This is a genomic window from Pseudomonas marginalis, from assembly GCF_900105325.1.
Classification (GTDB): Bacteria; Pseudomonadota; Gammaproteobacteria; order Pseudomonadales; family Pseudomonadaceae; genus Aquipseudomonas; species Aquipseudomonas marginalis.
Genome location: NZ_FNSU01000003.1, coordinates 77,882 through 99,434 on the forward strand (window position 1 = coordinate 77,882; position 21,553 = coordinate 99,434).

The window sequence follows — 21,553 nt, forward strand, 5'->3', positions numbered from 1 at the left end:
GGCAAATCGGGGGATAGCCCCGGCCACCTTCGGGCGACCGGGGCGGCCATCAGCGTTTCTGGGTGACGGGCACCACGGGTGTGCCTTGCAGAGAGCCGAGGCTGTTCCACATATCCAGGCTCTGCACCGGGCGCGGCGCTACGGCCACCGGTGCCGGCGTCGTAACGATCACGTGGCTCGGGTTGAGCCTTGGCAGGCGGGGCACCTGGGTCTTGCCCTGGGCCAGTGCGACGCCGTTGTCGAGGATCGCCTGGCTCAGCGCGGCCACGCTGTTGTCGGCCATACGCTCCGGCAACGGGTCCAGCCCCGCCGCCTGGTACACCGCACCGTAGGCGCTTTGCAACTGCGCGTAGCTGCGGTCACGAATACGTGTGGCCAAGACCGTTTCGGTACGAGTGCGCACGCGTTCCACGAGGGTTTGGGCGTCGCTTTGCACCGCGTTTTCGGTCTGGTGCAGGATGCCACGCTGGATGCGCTGCAGTTCGTTGGAGCGATCAAACAGCGTGTTGGCCTGCTGGAACTGCTGCCACGCCACGTTAACCTGGGTCAGTACCGCCATGCGCAGTGCCTGGCGGCGCACATCGGCCACCGCACTGCGCGCTTCGCCGGCACGGGTGATGACGGGGTAGGACAGCACGCTCATCAGGTTCCAGCTCACCTGCACCCCGGCATCGGCCCAGCGATTGTTCACGGCAAAACTGTTGCTGTCGTAGTTGCTGCCGACGAACAGCGAAGCCCCTGGCAGCAGGCGCAGCAACGCCGAACGGGTTTCCAGCACGACGTTGCGCGCCAGGTAGCTTTCTTCGCGCACTTCCGGGCGCTTGACCATGGCCATGGCTTCCAGATCATCCAGGCTGTAAGCCAAGGCGGGTTGCTTCATCTGCTGATCGCTTGGCAGCACCAAGCGGTAATCGGTGGCCGGCGGCAGGTTCATCAACGCGGCCAGGCGCGATTTGGCGCTGGCCAATTCGCCGTCCACGGCTTCCAGTTGACGCACCATTTCCAGCAGGCCTTTTTGGAAGCGCAGGGCGTCCAACGGTGCCAACAGACGCTGTTGTTCGGTCTGGCGCGCATTGGCCAGGGTACTGCGTGCCTCTACCAGCGCTTGCTGTACTTCTGGCTTGAGGCGTTCGGCGGTGGCCGCCTCCCAATAGGCGCTGCGCACCTGGGCGATGATGTCGGCGACGATGCGGCGGCGGCGTTCTTCGGCGGCCAGACTTTTGTTGGCCTGGGCCTTGGCGCCGAAATAACCGAGGCCGAAGTCCAGCACGTTCCATGACAGTTGCAGGTCGGCGCTGCGGCTGCTGCGATCCTGGCTGGTGGACGGCTCCAAGGACTGGTTACCGGTGCGGATCGACTCGCTGGACGACGCCGAAATGTTATCGCGACCCCGCCAGCCCGCGCGGGCGGCCAGCTTGGGCAGCATGTCGAGGCTCTGCACGTCCAGCAGGTTATCTTCCAGGGCACGCTCCATCAGGCCCAGGCGCTGTTGCAGGTTGTATTTCACCGCGCGGGCCATGGCTTCTTCCAGGCTGATGGGGCGGGTAACCGGCTCCTGGCCGTTGAACATCCGTGCACGGTCGGCGCTGGCCTGGGCGATATGCTGGTCCAGGGTCTCGGGTTCGGGTGTCACCGCGCAGGCACTCAGCGTGAGTGCGGCCAGGCCGATAGCGAGACGTAACGGCAGGCGTTGGGCGAGCGGTTGCTGCTTGATCACATGTATTCCCCTGAAAAAGTGCGGTGCAGGCTGCCATCTTGGCGTGGCGTGACGCAGTGGCGGCAAAGATAAGAATTATTCGCAATATCGGCCATGCCGGGTTCATTAAGATTGCTTAATGAACCCGGCTGATTCAGGCGGCGTTTTTGTCGTCACCGCCCAACAGTGCGCGCAGCAACGCCTGGCCGCGCGCCAGCAGGCCGCTTTGGCCGCTGGCTTGCAGCTGCGCCTCCAGGGTTGCCTGAACCGCAGTATCGGTCTCGACGCCGGCGTTGTCCGGTACGTGCAGCTCCACTGGGATCTGCACAGGCATGCCGCGGCTGTCGCGCGTTTCCAGGTGCAGCTTCAAGCGCTGTAACTCGGCCAGATGCCGGCTTTCGACGTGGATGCGGCCGGTATGGCTGTCAAACCGAATCCATGCCGGCAGCGGCTTGCCGTCGGCCTGGCGCAAGGTAGCCCCGGCAGGGCTGTCGGGCAGTTGGAAACGTGTCAGCAGGCTGCCGCGTTCAACGGGCACCAGGGCGTGATTGGCAGTCGGGACACTGATGGTTTCCAGGCCTGCCGGATCGTGGTCACGCAAGCCATCCACGCTGCCCAGGCCGAGCCAGGTCGGCAGTGTCACCGGGTCGACCGGAGCGCGGGTAAAGTCTGCCTGGGGTGCACGGCCCCAGGTGCTGGCCGGCTGCTCGCGGACCGGCACCGGTGCAATCCAGCCGGACGGCTGACCGGGCACTACCGGGGTCACCATGGGCACTGGCGCGATCACCGGCTCAGTCACCGGCTCAGTCACTGGCTCGGTCACCACCGGCGCGGCCTCGACCTCCAGCGTCAGGGTGCGCGACACACTGGCGCCAGCCGGGTCGCTGGCGACCAGTGTGAAGGTCAGCGTGCCCGCGCTGTCGAGGGTGCCGGACAAGGTGCGGCTGACCGTATCGAAATGCAGGCTCTCAGGCAAACCGTCCACGCGCAGGGTCAGCGTATCGCCATCCGGGTCGCTGAACAGGTCAGCCGGCAATACCACTTGGTACGGTGTACCCACCTCGGCGTTCGGCGGCACATAGGCGCCGGGGCTGACTTGCGGCGCCTGGTTCGCCTCGGTGTTGAGCACTTGCAGGGTCACCTGTCGCGCCTGGCTGTTTTGCTCACCGTCGTTCAACACCACATTCAGCACGAGGGCACCCTTGGCGGTGGACATGGCGCTGTTGTTGTAGGTCAACTGATGCAGGATCGCCTGGGCCTGGGCGCTGCTGACGGTGGTGCTGAAGGTCACGGTCAAGGTGCCGCCGCTGTCGACAAAACTTGCCAGCACGCGTGTGTCTTGCAGCAATTGCCCATCAACCAGGCGGATGCCGTTGCCCTCGACAAAGCCGAAGTGATCGTCGGCCACCGCGCCGGTGCTGCGGCTGACGCTGAGGCTGGCGCCCTGATAATTGTTCGCCGCGTCCAGCTCGGCATCCGACAGCAACAAATGTTCGCTGAAGGTCACTGGTGTCGCGCCGATTTCATAAGGTATCGGCGCCATGGCCTCGGCGCGCAACACGGCAACACCTGTGCCCAGCACCAGTACGCCACCGTCAGCCGACAGGCCGATCTGCCCTGCGTTGACCAGCGCCGGCGAATCGCTGGCGCGCAGGGTGTTGATCAGGATCAGCCCCTGATTAGTGGTGTTGTAGCGCTGCACGTCGCCATCGGCACTGCTCAGGTAGAGCAACTCGCCGTTGGCCGATAAGGCGATATCACTCACCTTGCTCAGATCGCTGACGAGGGCGCCCAGGCTGGTAAAGTTGCCGTCGACGGCATTGAAGCGCAGGACCTGCACCGAACTCGCCCCGGCCACGTAGAGCAGTTGCCCGTCGGCCGATACCGCGAGGTATTTTGGATCGGCCATGGACACCGTTTTACCGGCGCTGTCGGCCTGGGTGTCACGCACGAATCCGGCCACGCTCAAGTTGCCATCAGCGGCGCGCTTATAGGCGATCAGGGTATTGGCAAGGTTGTCTGATGTGGGGTCGGTGACCACGAACACATAGTCGCCGGCCGTCACCAGCGCCACCGGCTGATGCTGGTAAGGCGCCGACCAGGCATCGTTGCCGAGGTTATTGAGGTAGCTCAACTGGCCATTGCTGCGGCTGAGGATGGTCACGCCGTTGTCGGTCAGCAGGTAGATATTCTTGCCGTCGGCTGACTCTTGCACGCTGATCGGGTTGAAGAGTGCGTAGTTGTTGCTGTCGTCACTGCTGAGGGTTTGCTGCACGCTCAGTTCACCGCTTGTTGCGTCTCGTTGCAGCACCACCAGGGCGTTGCCGCTGGCGCCGCCCAGCGCGTAGACCTGGTCGCCATCGGCCGACACCAGCAGCTGCTTGACCGAGTCCAGGCCGCTGTCGGCCAGGGTTTTCACGTAGCTCACGCTGCCCGTCACGGGATCGCGCGCGAGCAGGGCGATGGCGGCGCTGCCGTCGCTTACGTAGACGCTGCGGCCGTCGGCCGAGAGGCTCACCTCGGTCAGGCTGCCGAGGCCAGGCACCTGGGTCAAGTTCTGCACAATCGTCAGTTCCCCCTGGGACAGCAGCGGGTCGTTGCCCACCACCGGCGTGTCGTTGATCGCGGTGATGTCGAGGTTCAGCGCCAGCACGCTGGAGGTGAGGCTGCGGTCGCTCAGGGTCACACTGATGGCGACGTTGGCGGCCGGTGCGAGGCTGTCGCTGGCATAGGTAATCTGGCGCAAGGCGTTCTGCACATCGGCGGTGGTGGGGATAGTCCCGGCATCGTCGTTGAAACGGATGCTCAGCACGCCATTGGCGTTGCTCAATTGGCCGATGGTTACGCCGTCCTTTTGCAGCGCGGTGCCGTTGAGGGTCAGGCCGTTGCCCGCGCTGAAGGCCAGTTTGTCCAGGCTGGTGGCACCATTGAGGGTCACGCTGAGGGTCGCGCCGTTGTAGTTGCCCAGGCCATTGTTGAAGCGGTCCATCTGGTTGTCTTGCACCACTGCATTCGGCGCAAGCGACACCGCCTCACTGCGCTCGGTGTAGCTGACGCTGCCACTGTTGGCCAGGGTCGGTGCGGTGTTGGCCTCATTGGGGCCGGCGAGGGTGACTTTGACGGTGTCGGCCAAGGTTGTACGGGTTTCACCGGTGCCGGTGTGGTATTCGTTGATACTCAGGCCGATGTTGCGGGTGCCGGCCAGGCCGGTGCCGCTGTTGTTGTAGCCGATGCTGTCAATCAGCGCGGCGGTCTCGCCGGCTTGACGCATCAGGTACAGGGTCACGGTGGTGACATTGCCGCTGATGCCGATGCTGTAGGACAGCCCGCCCGGTGTCTGCCGGGTGCCGCTGGTGGCGGTGTCGAGGTCGATTTTTTCGCCGCCCACCCGCAGCAGGTCATGGGCATTGGCGGCGTCGAGGGTCAGCACCACATGCCAGATCGGCTGGGTGGCTTCGATGGTATCGATGGCGGTGTCCTTGAACAGGCTGACGAACTCATCGTCCTCGTGCAGCGTCGGATCAAGCACGGTGCTGTCGAGGATCGCCGGGTCGTTGACACCGACCAGGTTGACCTTGACCAGCGCGGTGGCGCTGTTGCCGTCGCCGTCGTTCAGCACAATCGCGAAGCGTGGCGCACCGCCATTGGCGGCGGGGTCCTGGCTGCCGTTGGAATAGGCAATCTGGCGCAACACATGTTGGGCATCCGCTGCACGGGTGCTGGCGATAAAGGTCAGGCTAAGCACACCGTTGGCTGCGCTGAAACGCGCAATCGCAATACCGTCCTTGAGAATTTGTCCGTTGACCAGGCTCAGGCCGTTGCCATTGATGAAGGTGTAAGCGTCGGCACTGTTGGTGCCGTCTTCGCGGGTGATGGTCAGGCTGGCGTTGTTGTAATCGTCGGCGGCGTCCAGTTGCGCATCGGCCAGGTGGCCGCTGGGTAGCAGCGCCACGGCGCTGTCGCCCTCGGTGTAGGTGACTTCGGGCAGGCCAACGTTGAGGGTCATCAGGGTCTCGTTCCAGTTGACTGAGCCGCTGATATACAACTGTTTGCCGTCAGGACTGAGGCTGACGCTGGTGAGGTCGGCGAAACGGATATCCCACGGGTTATTCCAGCCGCTTAAGCTCAGGCGTGGGCTGAGGTTGCCGCTGCTGTCGCGGCTGAACACCTGGATCGCACTACCGATTACAAACACCGCGCTGCCGTCGGCCGAGACCTGGATGTCGGTAACGCCTTCGACCTCCAGGCTACCGACCAGGCTCAGCCGGCCGTCCGCGCCGATGGCCAGCACTTGCAGGGATTGTTGTGTGTCGTCGTTCAGCGCATAGAGGCTTTTGCCATCGGCCGACAGGCTCAGGGCCTTGATGAAATAGCTGCTGTCAGCGCTGCTGCCGGCCAGGCTGTTGATCAGGCTCAGGCTGCCGTCGTTATTGATCTGCAGGGCGGTGGCGATGTTGTTATCACCGTTGGCGCCGATAAACAGGAAGCGCCCGTCGGCCGACACCAGCATCTGCGCCACGCCTTGCAGGCCCTCCATGCCGGCGAGGCCGTCAGTGTAGGTGTTGAGCAGGCTCAACTGGCCATTGCTGCCTTGCTCGTAGACCCGCACTTGATCCGCGCCGGCGACGAACACCCGGTTGCCCTGGCTGGCGATGGCGGTGATGGTCTGGCTATCGCCACCTTCCAGGGTCGAACCGAGGGTCAATTGGCCGCTGCTGCTGTCACGGCTGAACACCACCAGGCTATTGGTGTCACTGCCGATCACATACAGCGTGTTCTGGTCGCTGCTGATCTGCACCTTGAGTGCCCCAGCCAAGCCGGGTATGTCGGTCGCCGGCAGGCTCTGCACCTGGTTCAGGCTGCCGTCGGCGGCGCGGCTGAAAACACTGACCGAGGCCGATCCTTCAGACGGAATGCTCGCCACGTAAACAAACTTGCCATCGCTGGACACCACGCTGTCCCGCGCGCCGGCCAGGGTGCTGGCATCCGTGGTGCCGGCATAGTCCAGAGCGCCGGAGTCGCCGCCGATGCTCGGCAGTTGTGCGGGATCCGCTGCCACATCCAGGGTGCTGCTGGAACTGACGGTGCGCGAGGCGTTGGCGTCAGTCTCGTCCCCCGTGTGGGCGGCATGGCTGGCCTCGGCGCTCAGGGTCGGCGCCTGGTTTTGCGCTTCGGCCTGGGCCGCGGTATCGGCCGCCGTGGCGACTGCCGCCGCATCGAACATCATCCTGGGTTCAAGGGCCAGCGCCAGGGTATGCAGGCGTGGGGAGCGGGGCAGTGTGGGCGCAGTCATGGCGGGATCCTTGGCGGAAAGAGGGGGCGTTGGCATTACTCGATCAGCCGCGCATAGCGCTCGTGCTTGATCTTGTCGGCGATGTTTTGCAGCAAGGTGTCGATCTGGTCTTCACCCTCGACGAAGTTCTCGGCGTCAGCGAACACCATGTTTTTGTCGCCGTTGGTGCACACGCGCAGGCCGGGGCCGGCGACCCGATCAAACAGCTGACGGCCGAAATCCTGCGGGTCGCCTGGGCGCACACCGATGAAGTAGAACTTGAGGTTGCGCTGGCGGAAGCTGTCGCACAGGCGTACGAAGCGGCGCCCGGCTACGTCCGAGGACGGGGTGGTATTGCTTTCGCCATCGATGGCCTGGCCGACTTCGGCGTTGTAGCTGTCAGTGTCGAACCAGTTGCCGGTGGTATTGGCCAGCATCACGATGATCTTCACATTGTCGGCGTTGCCGTCTTCGTTGAAGTCCAGGGGCAACTCGTTGTCACCCCAGCCGTTGATGCCGCGCATGTTCGGTGACAAGGCCGAGCCGGCCCAACCCATGGCGATGGCGTAGTTGGTGTTGAAACGGGTGGTGATCAGGTCGAGGCGCTTGTCGATCTCATCGCGGTCCTGGGTCAAGGGCAGCAAGGCTGCGTTCGGGCAGCCTTTGTCGGCGACCATGAAGCGTGTATCGACCACCCCGTCGGCCTCGCCGAAGTCCGGGTTGGGCCCGCGCCAGGAAATCGCCGGAGCGCCGGGGCTGCCATTGACCGGCAGGTCATGGCGGTAATGGATCTTGAATTGCCCGGCCGGCGGCTGATCCCAGTAGTAATTCTGGCCCAGGCCCAGGCCTCGGTAGACACACAGCAGGTTGGCACGGCGATCGGGAATACGCCGGTCGGCCAGGCTGCTGTAGCCCGTGCGGAACAGGCTGCGCAGTTCAATCGGATTCAGCGCGCCGGGCGCTGCCCAGCGGTTGATGCGTTGCGGATCCTTGGGGTCGTAGACGTTCACCGATTGGCTGTAGGGAATCAGCGACAACCAGACTTTATTGTCGCTGTCCTGGTTACTTTCTTCGCCCAGCAAGTTGCCGGCGAAGGACTTGCCCAAACGCCGCAGCGCCGCGAGGTTGGGTGCGGTTTCGCTGAGGGTGGTGGGCAGGATCAGCGCGACTTCGGTGGGCCGTGACACCACTTCGACGGTGGAGTGCACCTGCTGTTGCCGACGCTCGCCGCCGATCAAAAACGCCTGTGCATGCAGACTCACCTCCACACGCAGGGTCACCGGGGCATCGCCGCCGCCGGCGCTGCTGACTGTCAGGGAGTCGTACTCCAACTGTTCGAACAGATCGCTGTCCATGCCCAGGTTGTTCTGCACATAACCCCAGGCGATTTTTTTCAACTCGGCGGCGGTGGTGCGGCTGTCCATCAGTTGCTGATTGCCAATGGCAATCGCGGCGGCGTCGGTGGCGCGCTTGACCTGGCCGGCGTTGTTGGTCATGCGCGACAGGTCGACGGCATACGCCGTGGCAAGCAGCGCGCCGCCGATGGCCAACACCATAAACGGCGCGACGCCGCCGTGCTGCTCGCGGCACAGGCGCTTGAGGGTGTTTTTCATGTAGGTTTGACCGCAGGCAAGACGTCGCAGGGCAGGTGCAGGCCTTCGTAGGCCAAACCCGCGTTGACCAGCAAGAGCAACAACCATTGGGTGGGAAACCGGGAAAGCGGGCGTGTCATAAGGGCTCATCGTTGGCTGCGCAGTGCGGGCAAAGATAAGAACTATTCCCAATATCGGGCAATCGTCGGTTCATTAAGAATGCTTAATATGGAGGGCCAAGGCAGGCCATCAGCCCGCATCTTCGTCTTCCAGCCCAGCCTCCCGGGACAATTGCTTATCCAACTCCGGCTCGTCATACAGCATGCGGCTGAACGCCAGGGCCTCGATGTCCTTGTCCATCAGCAAGCCGCTGCCCAGCAGCAAGGTATTGGTGTTGCGGCACAGTTGCACCACCAGCAAGGAGCGCTTGCTGGTGGTGGTCTCGCCGGTCTCGTCGTTGCTCGGCGGTTGTTCCTCGGGCAAGCCGCCGACGTAGTGCTGGCCCTGGCTGTAGCTGGGGCAGATCCCAGTGACGGCGCCGCGTTGCAGGGGCTTCCAGGTCATGTTGCGGTCCAGGGACACCTTGCTGATCACCAGTTGGTAGTCGCCGAGGATTTTCGGCGACGCAGCCTGGCGCAGCAATGCGTCGAGGCCATCGCTGTCCAGGCTGGGCTGGGCGGCGAGGACCGAGGCGATGTTGTGCACCGACTGCTCCATGTAGGCCCGCGCCTGGTGCACGTTGTACAGGTCGGCGCTGACCAGTGCGGTGCCGATCAGCAGGGGCAGCACCAGGATGCCCTCCATCATGGCCGTGCCGCGTTGGCGGCGGGGCAGGCTGCGCATCAGGTGTCGTCCTCGCTGGGGTCTTCGCTGGGCAGGTTGCCCAGCAGGTCGCGGTATTGGTACTGGAAGCCGCTGCCCAGCCCGAACAGACCGGGCAACGGGGTCATGAAGGTCTGGCTGAGGTCCACAGTGATGCTGAGGATCGGCGGCGACTTGAAGTTTTGCGCCTGCTCCGCCTGTTCCGCTGCGGTGGCGCTCTGGCGGTCCTGGCCGAACAGGTGCAGGTTGTCGAACGGCAACACATCGATCTCCAGGTTGTTCTCGCCGAGAAAGCCATAGGAGTAGCTGAGCATGCGGGTCTCTATGTCGACTTGCAGGGCGTCGGCGCTTTTCAGGTAGAAGCTCTCTTCTGCGCGAAAATCCTGCACCGCATGTTCCAGGGCCAGGCTGCCGATGCCGATCACCATGGCGATACGCGCCAGTTCGAACAGGATCATCACGGCGAACAGCAGCACCGGCAGGATGAACGCGGTTTCGGTGGCAGTGACGGCATCCTGTCCGCGCCACAGACGCTTCAGCGCACGGCTCATCAACGTTGCTCGGCGAGTGCCAGGGGGCGCTGGCTCGCGGCGAGTAATTCGCTGGCCAGCGGCGCACCGTTGGCGATGCGCTCGCGGGTGGCCTGGAAGTCGCGCAGGATCGGTTCGGCGTAGCTTGGGTCGATACTTTCCAGCAGCACGCGGCGCGCGGTGTCGTCGTGGCCGTCGAGCACGTAGGCCAGGGCCAGGTTGAGTTTGAGTGAGGCGTCGCGGCTTTCCCGGGGCTGGGTGAGCAGGCCGATGGCCTTGGCGCTGTCGCCGCTTTGCAGCCAATTGAGGGCCAGGTTGTTGGTGGCGGCGACATTCGAGGGGTCGATGGTCAGGGCTTTTTCAAACGCTTCGCGAGCGGCCCGGTTTTGCCCCTGGATATTCAAGGCGACGCCCAGGCCATTGAGATTTTGCGGGTTTTCGGGCTCCACCTCGAGGGCGCACTGGAAGTCCTTGGCCGCGAGGGCCGCGCCGCCCATGGCCAGGCGCGCGCGGGCCAGACCGCTGCACAGCGCCACACGCTGGTCGCCGGGCATTGCTTGCAGATTGCCGCCCAATTCCTGGCGGGCACGGTTGTACAGCGCAAAGGTCTCGCGGGGCGGGCGCACCTGGGCGGCGACGCTGGCGTACTCGATCAGGTACACGCCCTTGAGTTGCTGGCGCTGGTCCATGCGCTCGTAGATTTCATAGGCGCCTGGCAGGCGGCTATTGTCGCGCAGCACGCGGGCCAGGCGCAGGGCTTCCTTGGCTTCCTTGCTGTCGAGGCCGGTGACGGCAGTGGTATCACGGTTCAACGACGACAGGCTGCTGCAGCCACCGAGGGTCAACACGCTGAACAACAGCACAAAAGGCAAGGCACGGGACATAGTAGTGGGGCTCCGAAAAATCATGCTCAACTGCCCAGCAGGCGGATGATGCGCACCATCGCCGGGGCACCCATCATTGCGATGATCGGCGGCAGTATCAGGGTCATCAGCGGTACGCTGAGTTGCGCCGGCAACTTGCCGGCCTTTTCTTCAAGGTTGAGGATCAGGGTCTTGCGGCTTTCATCGGCAATCGTGCGCAGCGCCTGGGACAACGGCGTGCCGTAGCGCTCGGCCTGAATCAGCGTGGCGACCATCACTTCCACGCTGCGCACGCCGGTGCGTTCAGCGAGGTTGAGCAGGGCCTTGGGACGATCGCTGAGGATCTGCAATTCGGCCTGGGTGTAGCGCAACTCATCGGCCATTTCCACGGCCGACAGGCTCATCTCGCGGGACACCACTTGCAGCACCCGGCCCAGCGGCAGGCCGGCTTCGGCGCAGATCACCATCAAATCCAGGGCGTCCGGCAGGCTGCGATCCAGACGCCCGCCACGTTGGCCGGCGCGGACCTTGAGCCAGAGCTCCGGCAATGTGGTGCCGACAAACAATGCGATCAGGCCACCGGCGATACCGTTCAGGCTCATGCGCGAGCCAGGTTCCAGCACGCCGAATAACACCGTGCACAGCAGCGCCAGGCCCAGGACGTACTTGCCGCTCATCAACAGGCCCAGGGCTTCGCGGCTGCGAAAGCCGGCCATGCCCAGTAGGCGGCGCAAGTGTTCGCGGTCGCTGGCGGTGCCGGCCAGCTTATCGCCCACCTGCGCCAGGGGCAGCAACAGCGCGCGCAGGCGCGGTGACAGTTGCAGGCCCTGGCCACGCAGAATGTTGTCGTCGATAGGCGCGTGCGTGGCATCCATGGTCTTTTTACCCAGGCGCAGGGCCAGATCGTCTGGCCGCTGCTGCCGATACGCACCGATCAGTGCAACGCCCAGGCCGCATAACAGCAGGCCGAGAGCGCCTTGGATGAGGGGATCATCAAGTGGGTTCATAGCACTCTGCGCACCATCATGTGGGTGATCAACAGGCCCAGGGTCACGCTGCCGAAGGCATAGAACAGCACGCTGTTGCCGGTGGGATCGTTAAGCAGGAAGTGAAAATCCTTGGGCGAATTGAGGTACATGTAGCCCAGGGACAACGGCACCAGCGCGCCGACAATCTTTGCCGAGGCACGGGCTTCGGAGGTCTTGGCCTGGATCTTCAGCTGCAACTCGTGGCGCTCGCGCAGGGTGGCGGACAGCCGATCCAGGGTCTCGCCCAGGCGCCCACCGGCTTCCTGGTTGATGATCAGGATCACCGCGAAAAACCGGTACTCGTTCAGCGGCACACGTAACGTCGAATCCTGCATCACTTGGCGCAGTGGCACACCCAGGCGTAGCCAGTTGTCGATCAGGGCAAATTCCACCGCCAGGGGGCCGGGGATATTTTCCGCGACCAGCGTGAAGGCGTTGCTGATCGGCACTCCGGCGCGGGCGGTGCGGGTGATTGCGTCAATGGCCTGGGGCAGGCTCAGGCGCAGTTCCTTGAGGTGCTTGCCCAATGCGTTGCGGTACAGCACGTTGCCGATACCAAAAAAAGCGAGCAAGCCGAACAGACTGCCGAACAGCAGCGGCATCGGCGTTTCACGGCCCAGCAGCACCGCGATCATCAGGCTGCACAGACTCAGCAGGATGACGCGCGTGCGCAAGCTGCTGTGCCAACCCAGCACTCGCAGGTTCAGCCACACCCGTGCGATGGCCGGGCCAAGCACTGGCAGGGTTTCCAGGGGCGGATTTTCCAATTCGCGCAGCACGCTTTCGGCCTCGGCCAATGCTCCGGAAGGCCTGGCTGCCGGGGCTTCGTGGCTGTCGAACAAGGCCTTGAGGCGTTCCAGGCGCAGGCGGTTGGCCTCGTCGGCACGGCGTCGGCGGTTAAGGCTGCGCGCCGCCAGGAAAACCAGCAGCACCAGCACAAACACCAGCAGGGTAAACAGGTCGAGGAGGGCGTCCATCAGCATTGCCCTTCAAACAAATGGGCGTGGCTGGTATAGAACTGCGGGCGCTGGCCGCTGGCGACAAACTCGCCGATCAGATGACCCTTGGCATCGACGCTGGTGGTCTTGAAGCCGAACAGCTCCTGGGTCTGGATCACGTCGTTTTCCATGCCGCAGATTTCCGTGATAGACACCACGCGCCGCGCGCCGTCGCGCATGCGTTCGATCTGCACGATCAGGTTGACCGCACTGGCGATCTGGCGGCGGATCGCTTCCAGCGGCAGTTGCATGCTCGCCATCATCACCATGTTTTCCATGCGCATGATCGCGTCGCGCGGGGTATTGGAGTGCACGGTGCACAGCGACCCATCGTGGCCGGTGTTCATCGCCTGGAGCATGTCGAAGCTTTCACCGCCACGCACTTCGCCGAGGATGATGCGGTCGGGGCGCATCCGCAGGGCGTTGCGCACCAGGTCGCGCTGGTCGACCTTGCCGGTGCCTTCGGCGCTGACCGGGCGGGTTTCCAGGCGCACCACATGGATTTGCTGCAGTTGCAGTTCGGCGGCATCTTCGATGGTGATGATGCGGTCGGCATCGCTGATTTTCTGCGACAGGGCGTTGAGCAAGGTGGTCTTGCCCGCGCCGGTGCCGCCCGAGACGATGATATTGAGCTTGGCCAGCATCGCCCGTTGCAGCACCTCAGCCATCTGCGCCGACATCGCGCCGCGCTCGGCGAGGATTTCCAGGGACATGTTGCGGCGCATGAATTTACGAATGGAGATGGTGGTGCCGTCGATGGCCAGCGGGTAAGTAATCACGTTGACCCGGCTGCCATCGGCCAGGCGTGCATCCACCATCGGGTGGCTTTCGTCGATGCGCCGGCCGACGGCGGCGGCGATGCGCTGGGCCGTGTTGAACACATGCTCTTCGTCGATAAAGGTGATGGGCGACAGTTCCAGCTTGCCGAATCGCTCGACAAACACTTGGCCGGCACCGTTGACCAGGATGTCGTTGACCGAGTCGTCAGCGAGCAACGGTTGGATTGGACCGATGCCGACCATTTCGTTGAGCATCTCTTCGCCGATGCTTTCTTCTTCCTGGCGCGACAGCTGCAGGCGATTGTCATCGCAGATGCGGCGGATCACTGTTTCTATCTGCACCCGTAGTTTGTCACGGCCCAGGCTCGCGGCTTTGAGCGGGTCGATCTGATCGTAAAGCTGGCTGCGAATCAGCTTGCGGTGGGCGAGGGCGGTGAGGTCCACGGCTTTGCTGGCGGCGCTGCGTTGCACACTGGTGGCGCGCACTTCCTGAGGGGCAGGGGCGGCGGCAGGCATAGGTGTTGCGCGGGCCTGGGGCTTCTTCGGTTGACGGATGAGCATGCGCGGTTCTCCTTGGCTCAGGCCGCTGTACGTGGGCGCCCAAGGGCGTGCTTCAAGCGGGTGATGATGCTCAATGGGGTGCCCGAGCGTTTGGCCGGTTGGCGGCCGCAGGCGAGGTCGGCGAGGTCTAGCAGGGCGTTTTCGAACGCCGGTACGCCGGCCAGGCTCAGCGGTCCGCGCAACAGGCTTTGGCTCAGCACATTGCCGACATGGGGCAGTACCAGGTCGATGCGCCGGCCCACGAAGGCTTCGAATTGCGCCCGATCAATCAGGCCCGCACCGGCATTCCGTGTCGGGTTGACCACCAGCAGCAGGTGCTGGCCGCTGCTCTCGTCGCCGATTTCGCGCAGCAGGCGCAGGGTGTGGCGGGCGTCCTGTACGGTGAGGTCGGTGAGGATAATCCGCGTCTGCGCGTTGTCCAGTACCTCCAGGGCCCCCGAGGGCCGCCCGGCGGGCAGGTCCCAGATCACCTGGTTGAACATATGGCAAAGGTTGCCGCCCAGGTTCATCAAGTGCTCGGCATCCAGCGTCGGAGCGGAATGCAGGTTGGCTTCCTGGGCGAGCAGGAACAGGCGTTCGTTGATCTGGCCCATGGACCGTTGCAAAAAGCGCGTGTCGATTTCTTCACTGGCCAATACGGCCGTCAGTCCGGCTTCGCCCTCATAGCCCAGCAGCAATGCCTGGTCGCCGTTGGCACGGTCGAAGTCGACCACCGCGCAGTGGGTATGACGGTGCTCCGAGAGCAAGCGCGCCAGGCCGCTGACTACGGTGCTGGTGCCCGCCCCCCCACTCGCGGCGGTGACCGCGATGGTGCGGCCGGTACGCGCGGGTAGGTGCTGATCGCTGCCGGTAGCGCGGGTGAGGGTGTCGGCCAACTGGTCCAGCGGGACGGGTTTGATCAGGTAGTCGAACAGACCATGGTGCAACAACGTGCGGTACAGGTTGATGTCCTGGCGACTGCCCAGGGCGATGATCTGGCACGCCGGATCGCAGCTCTCGCTAAGCTCATTGATCGCGTGCAGCGGCAGGGCTTCGTCGTCCAGGTCGACCAGTAACAGGGCTGGCACCGGATGGGCGCGGGTCCATTCGATGGCCGCACCGACGCCGCCGGTACGCGCGCTTTCGTCCGCGTAGCCGAGGCGTACAAGGTGTTCGCCGTAGAGCCGCGCCTGCTCGGCGTTGGCGGCAAACAGCAGCAGGTCCGGCAGGCTGCCCGAGGTTTTCGAGTCGTTCATGGCGTGGCTCCAGGGTCAGTTCTTGCTGAAGTCGATGTCGAGCAACTCGCGCGGCTCATCGTCGTAGTAGCGGGTCACACTGTTGACTGCGGTGTTGCCATCGCCACTGTCCAAGGCCTGGGCGCGGACCAGGTCACGCGGGTCGGCGACCATGCGCGCAATGTTGGCGCGATTGGCACAGCCCAGTTGCCCGGTGGCCTGGAACGGCTTGACGGTCCAGCTCTGGCCATCGGCAATGACGCAGTCCGGGACTGTCACCACCATGGCCTCGGAGACCACTTGCAGGTCTTCATCACTGGTGTTGCCGGCGCGCAGTTGTACCGGCTCGACGATGATTTGTTGTACCGGTGTGCCCAGTTCACGCAGGACCGTGGCCAGGCGTTTGCTCAGCGTTTCACCGGCCGGAGTGAAGGGCCGCAGCGTCAGGGTCTGGTTATGCAGGCGGCCCTGGCTGCGCAGCAGGGTGTTGAGGTTGGCCAGGGAGTCGGGCGTGAGGCTGCCAGTGCCATTGGTATGCAGGGCGGCCATTAATGCTTGGGGCTTGACGCTCGGCGCCTGGGCCTGGTTGTACGGCTGGAAGCGGTTTTCGCGCATCTGGTTGATCTGGTGATCGCAGCCAGCCAGCAGCAGGGCCACGGCCAGCAGGGGCAACAAGGGTTTGATCGCAGGCATGGGCATCTCTCCGTGACTCAGTACAGGTAGCCGGCGGATGCCTGGCTCGGCAGTTGGGTGTCGAGGGCGCGAATGCCGCGTCCGGGTGTCTGCAAATCGCCGGGGCTGGTGGGCTCGACCACGTAGGCGGTGGCGATGATCACCAGTTCGGTGTCTTGCTGGTCGCTGTTCTCGGTTTCGAACAGGCGGCCCAGGCCGGGAATATTTTTGAGCCCCGGCACGCCGGTGACGCTCTGGTTGATGTTGCTGCGCAACATGCCGGCCAGGGCGAAGCTTTGGCCGCTGGCCAGTTCGACGGTGGTGTCGGCGCGGCGCACCTTGAACGCGGGGATCACGTTGCCTTCCAGGGTCACGGCGCCTTCGTCCGACAGGTCGCTGACTTCCGGGGCCACGTGCAGGCTGATGCGGTTGGGCGAGAGCAGGGTGGGGGTCATGCGCATGATCACCCCGTACTGTTTGTACTCGATGCTCACGTTGTTGTTGGTGATGATCACGATCGGCACTTCGCCACCGGCGGCGAAGCCTGCAGTCTCACCCGACATGGCGGTGAGGTTGGGCTCGGCGAGAACCGTGGCCAGGCCGTCTTCGGACAGCGCGGTGAGCAGCCCGGCGACGCTGGTGGATCCGCGGGTGTGGGAGCCGCCCGCGACCGCATTGGTGGCCGTGCGCAGCGGGGTGATGCCGCTGTTGGTGGCGGTAAACAAGCTGCTGGCGTTGCTGAAGAAGTAGTTGTTGTTCTTCAGCGTGGCTTCCCAGTTCATGCCCAATTGGCTGCTCAGGCTGCGCGACACTTCGACGATGCGCACGCTGATATTGACCTGGGCCGACAGTTCCACCTTCAACTGGTTGATCACCCGGGGTGGCGGTACGTCACCGCCTGCGCCACCACCACCGCCCTGGCCACCGTTTTTGTCATCGCTGGAGCCGAGGTAGGCCTGCACGCTGCTGATCACCTGCTTGGCTTGTTGCGGGGTACGCACCTGGCCGCGCACGATCAGGCCATTGCCCGAGGAGGGGCCAAATTCGACGTGGGCGCCGGGGATTTCGTTATTGATTTGCTCGCTGAGGGCCGCCAGGTCGTGGCGGGCCACCAGGCGGATTGCCGCGATGACGTCGTCGTTGTGGTCCAGCGCATACAGGGTGGTGGTGCCAGCCCCTTCTGCAAACAGGAACACGCTGCTGCTCGAAGGCATTTGGAAGCTGGCGACCTTGGGATCGGCCACCAGCACTTTGGCCGCCGCGCGCGGTAGTTGCAGCAGGCGACCTTGCTTGACCAGCAACTGGATGTCTTCGGTCTCTTTGACCTCGGTGAGCTTGGCCGGCAAGCGCGGGTTTCTGGCCGGTGGGGTGTAGAACACCTGCTCGGCCCCATCAGCCTGGGCGTCTTCGGGCGTGTCGGGATGCACCGGGCCGATGACCTGATCTTCGGGATAGTCCTGGGCGGGTTCTTCGGCCAGGGCGATGGTTGGCCAGGTCGAGCTGATGCTCAGGGCGCACGCCAGCGTCAACGCCGGAGTCTTCGAGGCGAACTTCATGGTGTCGGGTTCCGAGTAGGCGAGTACGGCCAGCGTCACGGCTGGCTGTGAATAGGGGTGAATGTCGGCTTAGTTGACCTTGACCATTTCCAGCTGGGCGCCGCGAAACGCCTGGATCGGTGGGTTGAAACCGTCGTAGATCCGGGTGGCCTGGCGCAAGGTGGTCGCGCTCTGGCTGCCTGGTTGCGGGCCGTCGCCTGAGGTTTCTGCGATGCCGCGCAGCGCCAGTTGCAGGGTGCCGATTTCCCGCGCCAGCGCCAGGCGTTCGGCCTGTGACGGAGGCACCTCAAGGGTCACGGTTTCGTAGAACTCGGTGTCGCGGCGTTGCTTCTTGCGTAAGGCCAGGTCGGCTGGGCTTTCACGCAGGCTGATGTCGCTGCGGGTAACGTTGTTCAGGGCCAGGACGCGGACGTTACGCAGCAAGGTCTGGGACGCCAGCTTCGGCAGGCCGTCGGACGCACCCGTGCTTCTTTTGCTTTCGGCGGCGAGGTTCAGGCTCAGGATCACGTCGACCCGGTCGCCGGCCGAGACCAGGCCGGAACTGCTGGCCACGGCATTGGTCGGCACGGCCACGGCACGCATCCCCGGTTTGAGCACGGCGGCGACGAAGCCAGGTTCGCCAGGACGCACCACGAGGTTGTTGATCAGCGGCTGGCCCTTGGCGATGGGTTGGCGCACGGTGGCGCCGAGCAGCACGTCGATGGTGTCCTGTTCGCGCAGGAAGTACTGCCGGGGCGAGTATGTGTGCTCGGTGGTTTGCCATTCCACGCTGGCGGTATCGATGAATTCGCCCGGCTTGATGTTGCGTGAGGCCACCAGGACCGCTTGTTTGGGCTCGGGCTCGACGACCGGCGCCACGACCTGTTGCACCACCGGCGGTTTCGGTGGAGTGGCGAGCAAGGCCCGGGCGAGCAGGGCAGCACCGCCGGCCACGACCAGGGCACCGGCCAGCAGAAGAATGGAGGGGATTTTCATGGGATCAGCCCGAGATCAAGAGTGAATAGGAAACAACAAGGTGTAGAACGCACCGCTGGCAATGGCCAAACCGTAGGGAATGCCTTGCTGACGATCTGGCGTGAGCACCGTGGGCACTGGAATGTTCAGTTGCGGGTAACGCCGGCCGACCTTCAGCCAGCCCCGCGCGCAGGTGTTTTCCATCAGGGTCAGCAGCGGCAGTGCCAGGGCGAGCATGCCGCCGGAGAGCGCGGTAATGATCAGGAAAGCCATCAGGTCATCACAGTCGATCCACAGGCACATAACCGCCATCAGCTTGACGTCACCGGCCCCGACTTGGCCCAGGCTGAACAGGCCGTAACCCACCAGCAGCACGATGACGGCGCCGGTCAGAGAACCGGTGAGTTCATGCATGATCTCGCCGTGCCCAAACGCTGCCCACGGGCCCTGACCAAGCAATGCCATCACTGGCAAGGCGACCCACAGCGCGATCAGAGTGAGTACCAGGGTGTTGTGGATGCGCCGGTACAGCAGGTCGGTACAGATCACCCAGCACAAGGCCGGGATCAGCACCAGGAAGGCAAGCGTGGATGGCATGACTCGCTCCGTCGCCAGCGCTTACTTGCTGGTACCGGGGTTGTTGGTGTTGGTGATCTGGTCGGCGATGGACGCGAAACGTTCCTTGAGCGCAGTGACGAACACCCCTTCGGAGCCAAAGATCACACCGATCGCGGCGGCCATGGCGGCGGCGAGAATCCCGTATTCGATGGCGGTCACACCACTTTCGTCAGCGAGAAAAGCTTTAAGGCGGTTGGCCATGGAGAGGCTCCTGAAGGGTTGAAAACAAAGGGGTGCCAGGAGAAGAGGCGCTCCCGGCGAGGTGGTGATATTAGGATTTATTCTCAATTGGAGATCAACAGCCGAATTATTAAGAATGCTTAAGGAACGCGCTGTTTCAGGCCGTCGGGTGCTTTTGCAGCTGGATCATGGCGCGTAGGCCAGGCTGGTTGTCTTCCAGGATCAAGTCCCCGCCGTGCAGTTCGGCAATCGCACGGATCATGGTCAGCCCCAGGCCATTGCCCGGTGTGCCACCGCTGGTGTCCAGGCGCTGGAACCGCTCAATTGCGGTAGTGCGTTGGGCTGCGGCAATGCCTGGGCCGAGGTCGGCGACACAGAGGTAGCAGTACTCCGGGTTCTGATACGCCTTGAGCGTGATGGGCAGGCCAGCTGGTGCATATTTGAGGGCGTTGTCGATCATGTTGGCCATGGCCTGGAACAGCAGGGCCTTGTCACCGTAGAGCCAGCAGTCGCGGGGGGCTTGAATCAGCAGCGGGCAGCAGCGCTCCTCGGCCAGCGGCAGGTAATACTCGACCACATCTGCCAGCAGGCCATGGGCGGGGAAGGTTTCGAACTGATAGGCCAGGCGCCCGGTCTCCACTTCGGCGACCCTCATCACCGCGCGGAACAGGTTCTGGATACGCTCACTGTCCTGCACCGCTTGCAGTAGCTCAACGCGGGCTTGGCCGTCGACCATGTCCACTGCGCTCAGCAGGCGGCTTTGCAGGCGCGTGAGGGGGGTGCGCAGTTCATGGGCGATGTGGGTGCTGATGTTCTTCACTTCGTCCATCAGCTTGTTGATGCGCAACAGGCCCTGATTGATCTCCAGGCCCAGGCGGTCGAACTCATCACCTTGTTGGGCATAGGGTACGCGCACGCTGTGATCGCCACCGGCATAACGTGCCAGTGCATCGCGGATGCTGTTGATGCGGTACAGGTTGCGCATGCTGAACGGCAGGCTGATCAACACGATGGACAGCAGGATGACCAGCAGTCCGGCACCGGCGATCAGCGGGATCATGCGCGTGCGTTCAAGCATGGGGCGCAAGTCATAGGCGCTGAAATACTGGCCACCGCCCGGCAGTGGCATCAGTAGGCCAAGGATGTCTGCTTCGCGTCCTTTGGCGGTGCGCAGCGTGCCATGGCGCCAGTTGGTATTGCACGGAGCAGGGCAGTCCATCTTCGGCAGCAGCCGGGCATCACCGAACAGGGCGTTGCCAGCTTCGTCAAAGACGATCGAGTGGCGGTCCTTGCGCACCTCCAGGGCCTGGCCGTTGAGCAGGTTGCGCGCGGCTTCGCGGGCATCGCTCAAGCGCCCGTGATATTGCTGGGTGCGTACGTCGGTGAGGATCATGTCGCGCACATGGCTGCGCATCACAACCACCAGCAACTGGTTGCTGAGGATGATCGACGCCAGGGCTACCAATAGGCAGATGAAGGCAATCGTGGTGGCTTGGCGAAAGTTACTGGTGTTGAGCAGCAGTTTCAGGTTGCGGTTAACCAAATACATAGCCGATTGCCCGAACGGTACGAATCATTGCGCGCTCGAAGCCCTTGTCGAGTTTGTTGCGTAATTTTGACAGGTGTACGTCGATCAGGTTGGTTTGTGGGTCGAAGTGATAACCCCAGACTTTCTCCAGCAACATGCCCCGGGTCACGGTCTGGCCGACATGTTCTGCCAATACCTGCAGCAGTTTGAACTCTTTATCGGTGAGGTCGATGCGCCGCCCGGCACGAGTGACTTCCCGGCGCGCCAGGTCGATCTGCATGTCTTCGACCTGAATGCAGTCTTCCTGGGCGGTCTGGTTGTGACGCCTGGCCAGCAGCTCCAGGCGCAGCAACAGCTCGGTAAAGTCAAAGGGCTTGCCCAGATAATCGTCGGCACCGGCGCGAAGGCCTTCCACGCGATCGCTGGATTGGTCGTTGGCCGACAGGATCAGGATGGGCGGGCGCGCCACGCCGTGCAGGCGGTTGAGTACTTCTATCCCATCCATGCGCGGCAGCATGCGGTCGAGGATTACCACATCGAAGGCTTCATTCTTGAGAATCTGTAACGCACCTTCGCCATTGTCTATCAGCCGACAGGTGTGGCCGTAGGCATGCAGTTTGCTGCCAAGCCAGTGGCTGACTGAGCTGTCATCTTCTACCACCAGAACACGCATGCAGAACTCCTTTCTAG

At 63.6% G+C, this 21,553-nt stretch carries 18 protein-coding genes; all 18 read right to left on the reverse strand.

Translation table 11 applies throughout. The features are described from left to right. Window positions 1-49: 49 nt before the first annotated feature. Window positions 50-1,717, reverse strand: a complete 1,668-nt coding sequence (locus BLW22_RS09840) for a TolC family protein (protein ID WP_083381355.1) — start codon at window positions 1,715-1,717, stop codon at window positions 50-52. Between the two features lie 133 nt (window positions 1,718-1,850). Further along, window positions 1,851-6,989, reverse strand: coding sequence for a beta-propeller fold lactonase family protein (locus BLW22_RS09845; RefSeq protein WP_074845929.1), 5,139 nt, complete (start codon window positions 6,987-6,989; stop codon window positions 1,851-1,853). Between the two features lie 35 nt (window positions 6,990-7,024). Then, window positions 7,025-8,581 (reverse strand): TadE/TadG family type IV pilus assembly protein, encoded by a 1,557-nt coding sequence (locus BLW22_RS09850; protein ID WP_143045119.1) that lies wholly within the window; start codon window positions 8,579-8,581, stop codon window positions 7,025-7,027. After that, entirely contained in the window at window positions 8,578-8,700 is a 123-nt protein-coding gene (locus BLW22_RS35580) for a hypothetical protein (RefSeq protein WP_259194492.1), read from the reverse strand. The genes BLW22_RS09850 and BLW22_RS35580 overlap by 4 nt, the downstream gene beginning before the upstream one ends. Window positions 8,701-8,809: 109 nt before the next feature. Next, window positions 8,810-9,403 (reverse strand): TadE/TadG family type IV pilus assembly protein, encoded by a 594-nt coding sequence (locus BLW22_RS09855; protein WP_074845932.1) that lies wholly within the window; start codon window positions 9,401-9,403, stop codon window positions 8,810-8,812. After that, on the reverse strand, window positions 9,403-9,933 hold the full coding sequence (locus BLW22_RS09860; RefSeq protein ID WP_074845935.1) for a TadE/TadG family type IV pilus assembly protein: 531 nt from the start codon (window positions 9,931-9,933) through the stop codon (window positions 9,403-9,405). Before BLW22_RS09860 ends, BLW22_RS09855 begins: the two co-directional genes overlap by 1 nt. After that, window positions 9,933-10,796 carry a tetratricopeptide repeat protein gene (locus BLW22_RS09865; protein ID WP_159440240.1) on the reverse strand — a complete coding sequence of 288 codons (864 nt, stop codon included), beginning with the start codon at window positions 10,794-10,796 and terminating at the stop codon, window positions 9,933-9,935. Before BLW22_RS09865 ends, BLW22_RS09860 begins: the two co-directional genes overlap by 1 nt. Window positions 10,797-10,822: 26 nt before the next feature. Continuing rightward, window positions 10,823-11,782, reverse strand: a complete 960-nt coding sequence (locus BLW22_RS09870; RefSeq protein ID WP_074845941.1) for a type II secretion system F family protein — start codon at window positions 11,780-11,782, stop codon at window positions 10,823-10,825. Further along, the gene (locus tag BLW22_RS09875) at window positions 11,779-12,780 is read right to left on the reverse strand and encodes a type II secretion system F family protein (RefSeq protein WP_218023880.1); all 1,002 of its coding nucleotides are present in this window, start codon (window positions 12,778-12,780) and stop codon (window positions 11,779-11,781) included. Before BLW22_RS09875 ends, BLW22_RS09870 begins: the two co-directional genes overlap by 4 nt. After that, a complete protein-coding gene (locus BLW22_RS09880) occupies window positions 12,780-14,141 on the reverse strand; it encodes a TadA family conjugal transfer-associated ATPase (RefSeq protein WP_074845946.1) in 1,362 nt (453 codons plus the stop codon). The genes BLW22_RS09875 and BLW22_RS09880 overlap by 1 nt, the downstream gene beginning before the upstream one ends. Window positions 14,142-14,158: 17 nt before the next feature. Beyond that, complete coding sequence (locus tag BLW22_RS09885) at window positions 14,159-15,376, reverse strand: CpaE/TadZ family protein (RefSeq protein WP_074845949.1); 1,218 nt, start codon at window positions 15,374-15,376, stop codon at window positions 14,159-14,161. A 15-nt stretch (window positions 15,377-15,391) separates the two neighbouring features. After that, window positions 15,392-16,048: a CpaD family pilus assembly lipoprotein gene (locus BLW22_RS09890; RefSeq protein ID WP_159440241.1), complete on the reverse strand. Its 657-nt coding sequence runs from the start codon at window positions 16,046-16,048 to the stop codon at window positions 15,392-15,394. 17 nt (window positions 16,049-16,065) lie between these two features. Then, window positions 16,066-17,583: a type II and III secretion system protein family protein gene (locus tag BLW22_RS09895; RefSeq protein WP_083381357.1), complete on the reverse strand. Its 1,518-nt coding sequence runs from the start codon at window positions 17,581-17,583 to the stop codon at window positions 16,066-16,068. Between the two features lie 69 nt (window positions 17,584-17,652). Beyond that, window positions 17,653-18,558: a Flp pilus assembly protein CpaB gene (gene cpaB, locus BLW22_RS09900; protein WP_074845955.1), complete on the reverse strand. Its 906-nt coding sequence runs from the start codon at window positions 18,556-18,558 to the stop codon at window positions 17,653-17,655. 15 nt (window positions 18,559-18,573) lie between these two features. Beyond that, window positions 18,574-19,134: an A24 family peptidase gene (locus tag BLW22_RS09905; protein ID WP_074845958.1), complete on the reverse strand. Its 561-nt coding sequence runs from the start codon at window positions 19,132-19,134 to the stop codon at window positions 18,574-18,576. A 21-nt stretch (window positions 19,135-19,155) separates the two neighbouring features. Further along, window positions 19,156-19,356: a Flp family type IVb pilin gene (locus BLW22_RS09910; RefSeq protein WP_074845961.1), complete on the reverse strand. Its 201-nt coding sequence runs from the start codon at window positions 19,354-19,356 to the stop codon at window positions 19,156-19,158. 136 nt (window positions 19,357-19,492) lie between these two features. Continuing rightward, window positions 19,493-20,884 carry a sensor histidine kinase gene (locus BLW22_RS09915; protein WP_074845964.1) on the reverse strand — a complete coding sequence of 464 codons (1,392 nt, stop codon included), beginning with the start codon at window positions 20,882-20,884 and terminating at the stop codon, window positions 19,493-19,495. After that, on the reverse strand, window positions 20,871-21,536 hold the full coding sequence (locus BLW22_RS09920; RefSeq protein ID WP_074845966.1) for a response regulator transcription factor: 666 nt from the start codon (window positions 21,534-21,536) through the stop codon (window positions 20,871-20,873). The genes BLW22_RS09915 and BLW22_RS09920 overlap by 14 nt, the downstream gene beginning before the upstream one ends. Between the last annotated feature and the right edge of the window lie 17 nt (window positions 21,537-21,553).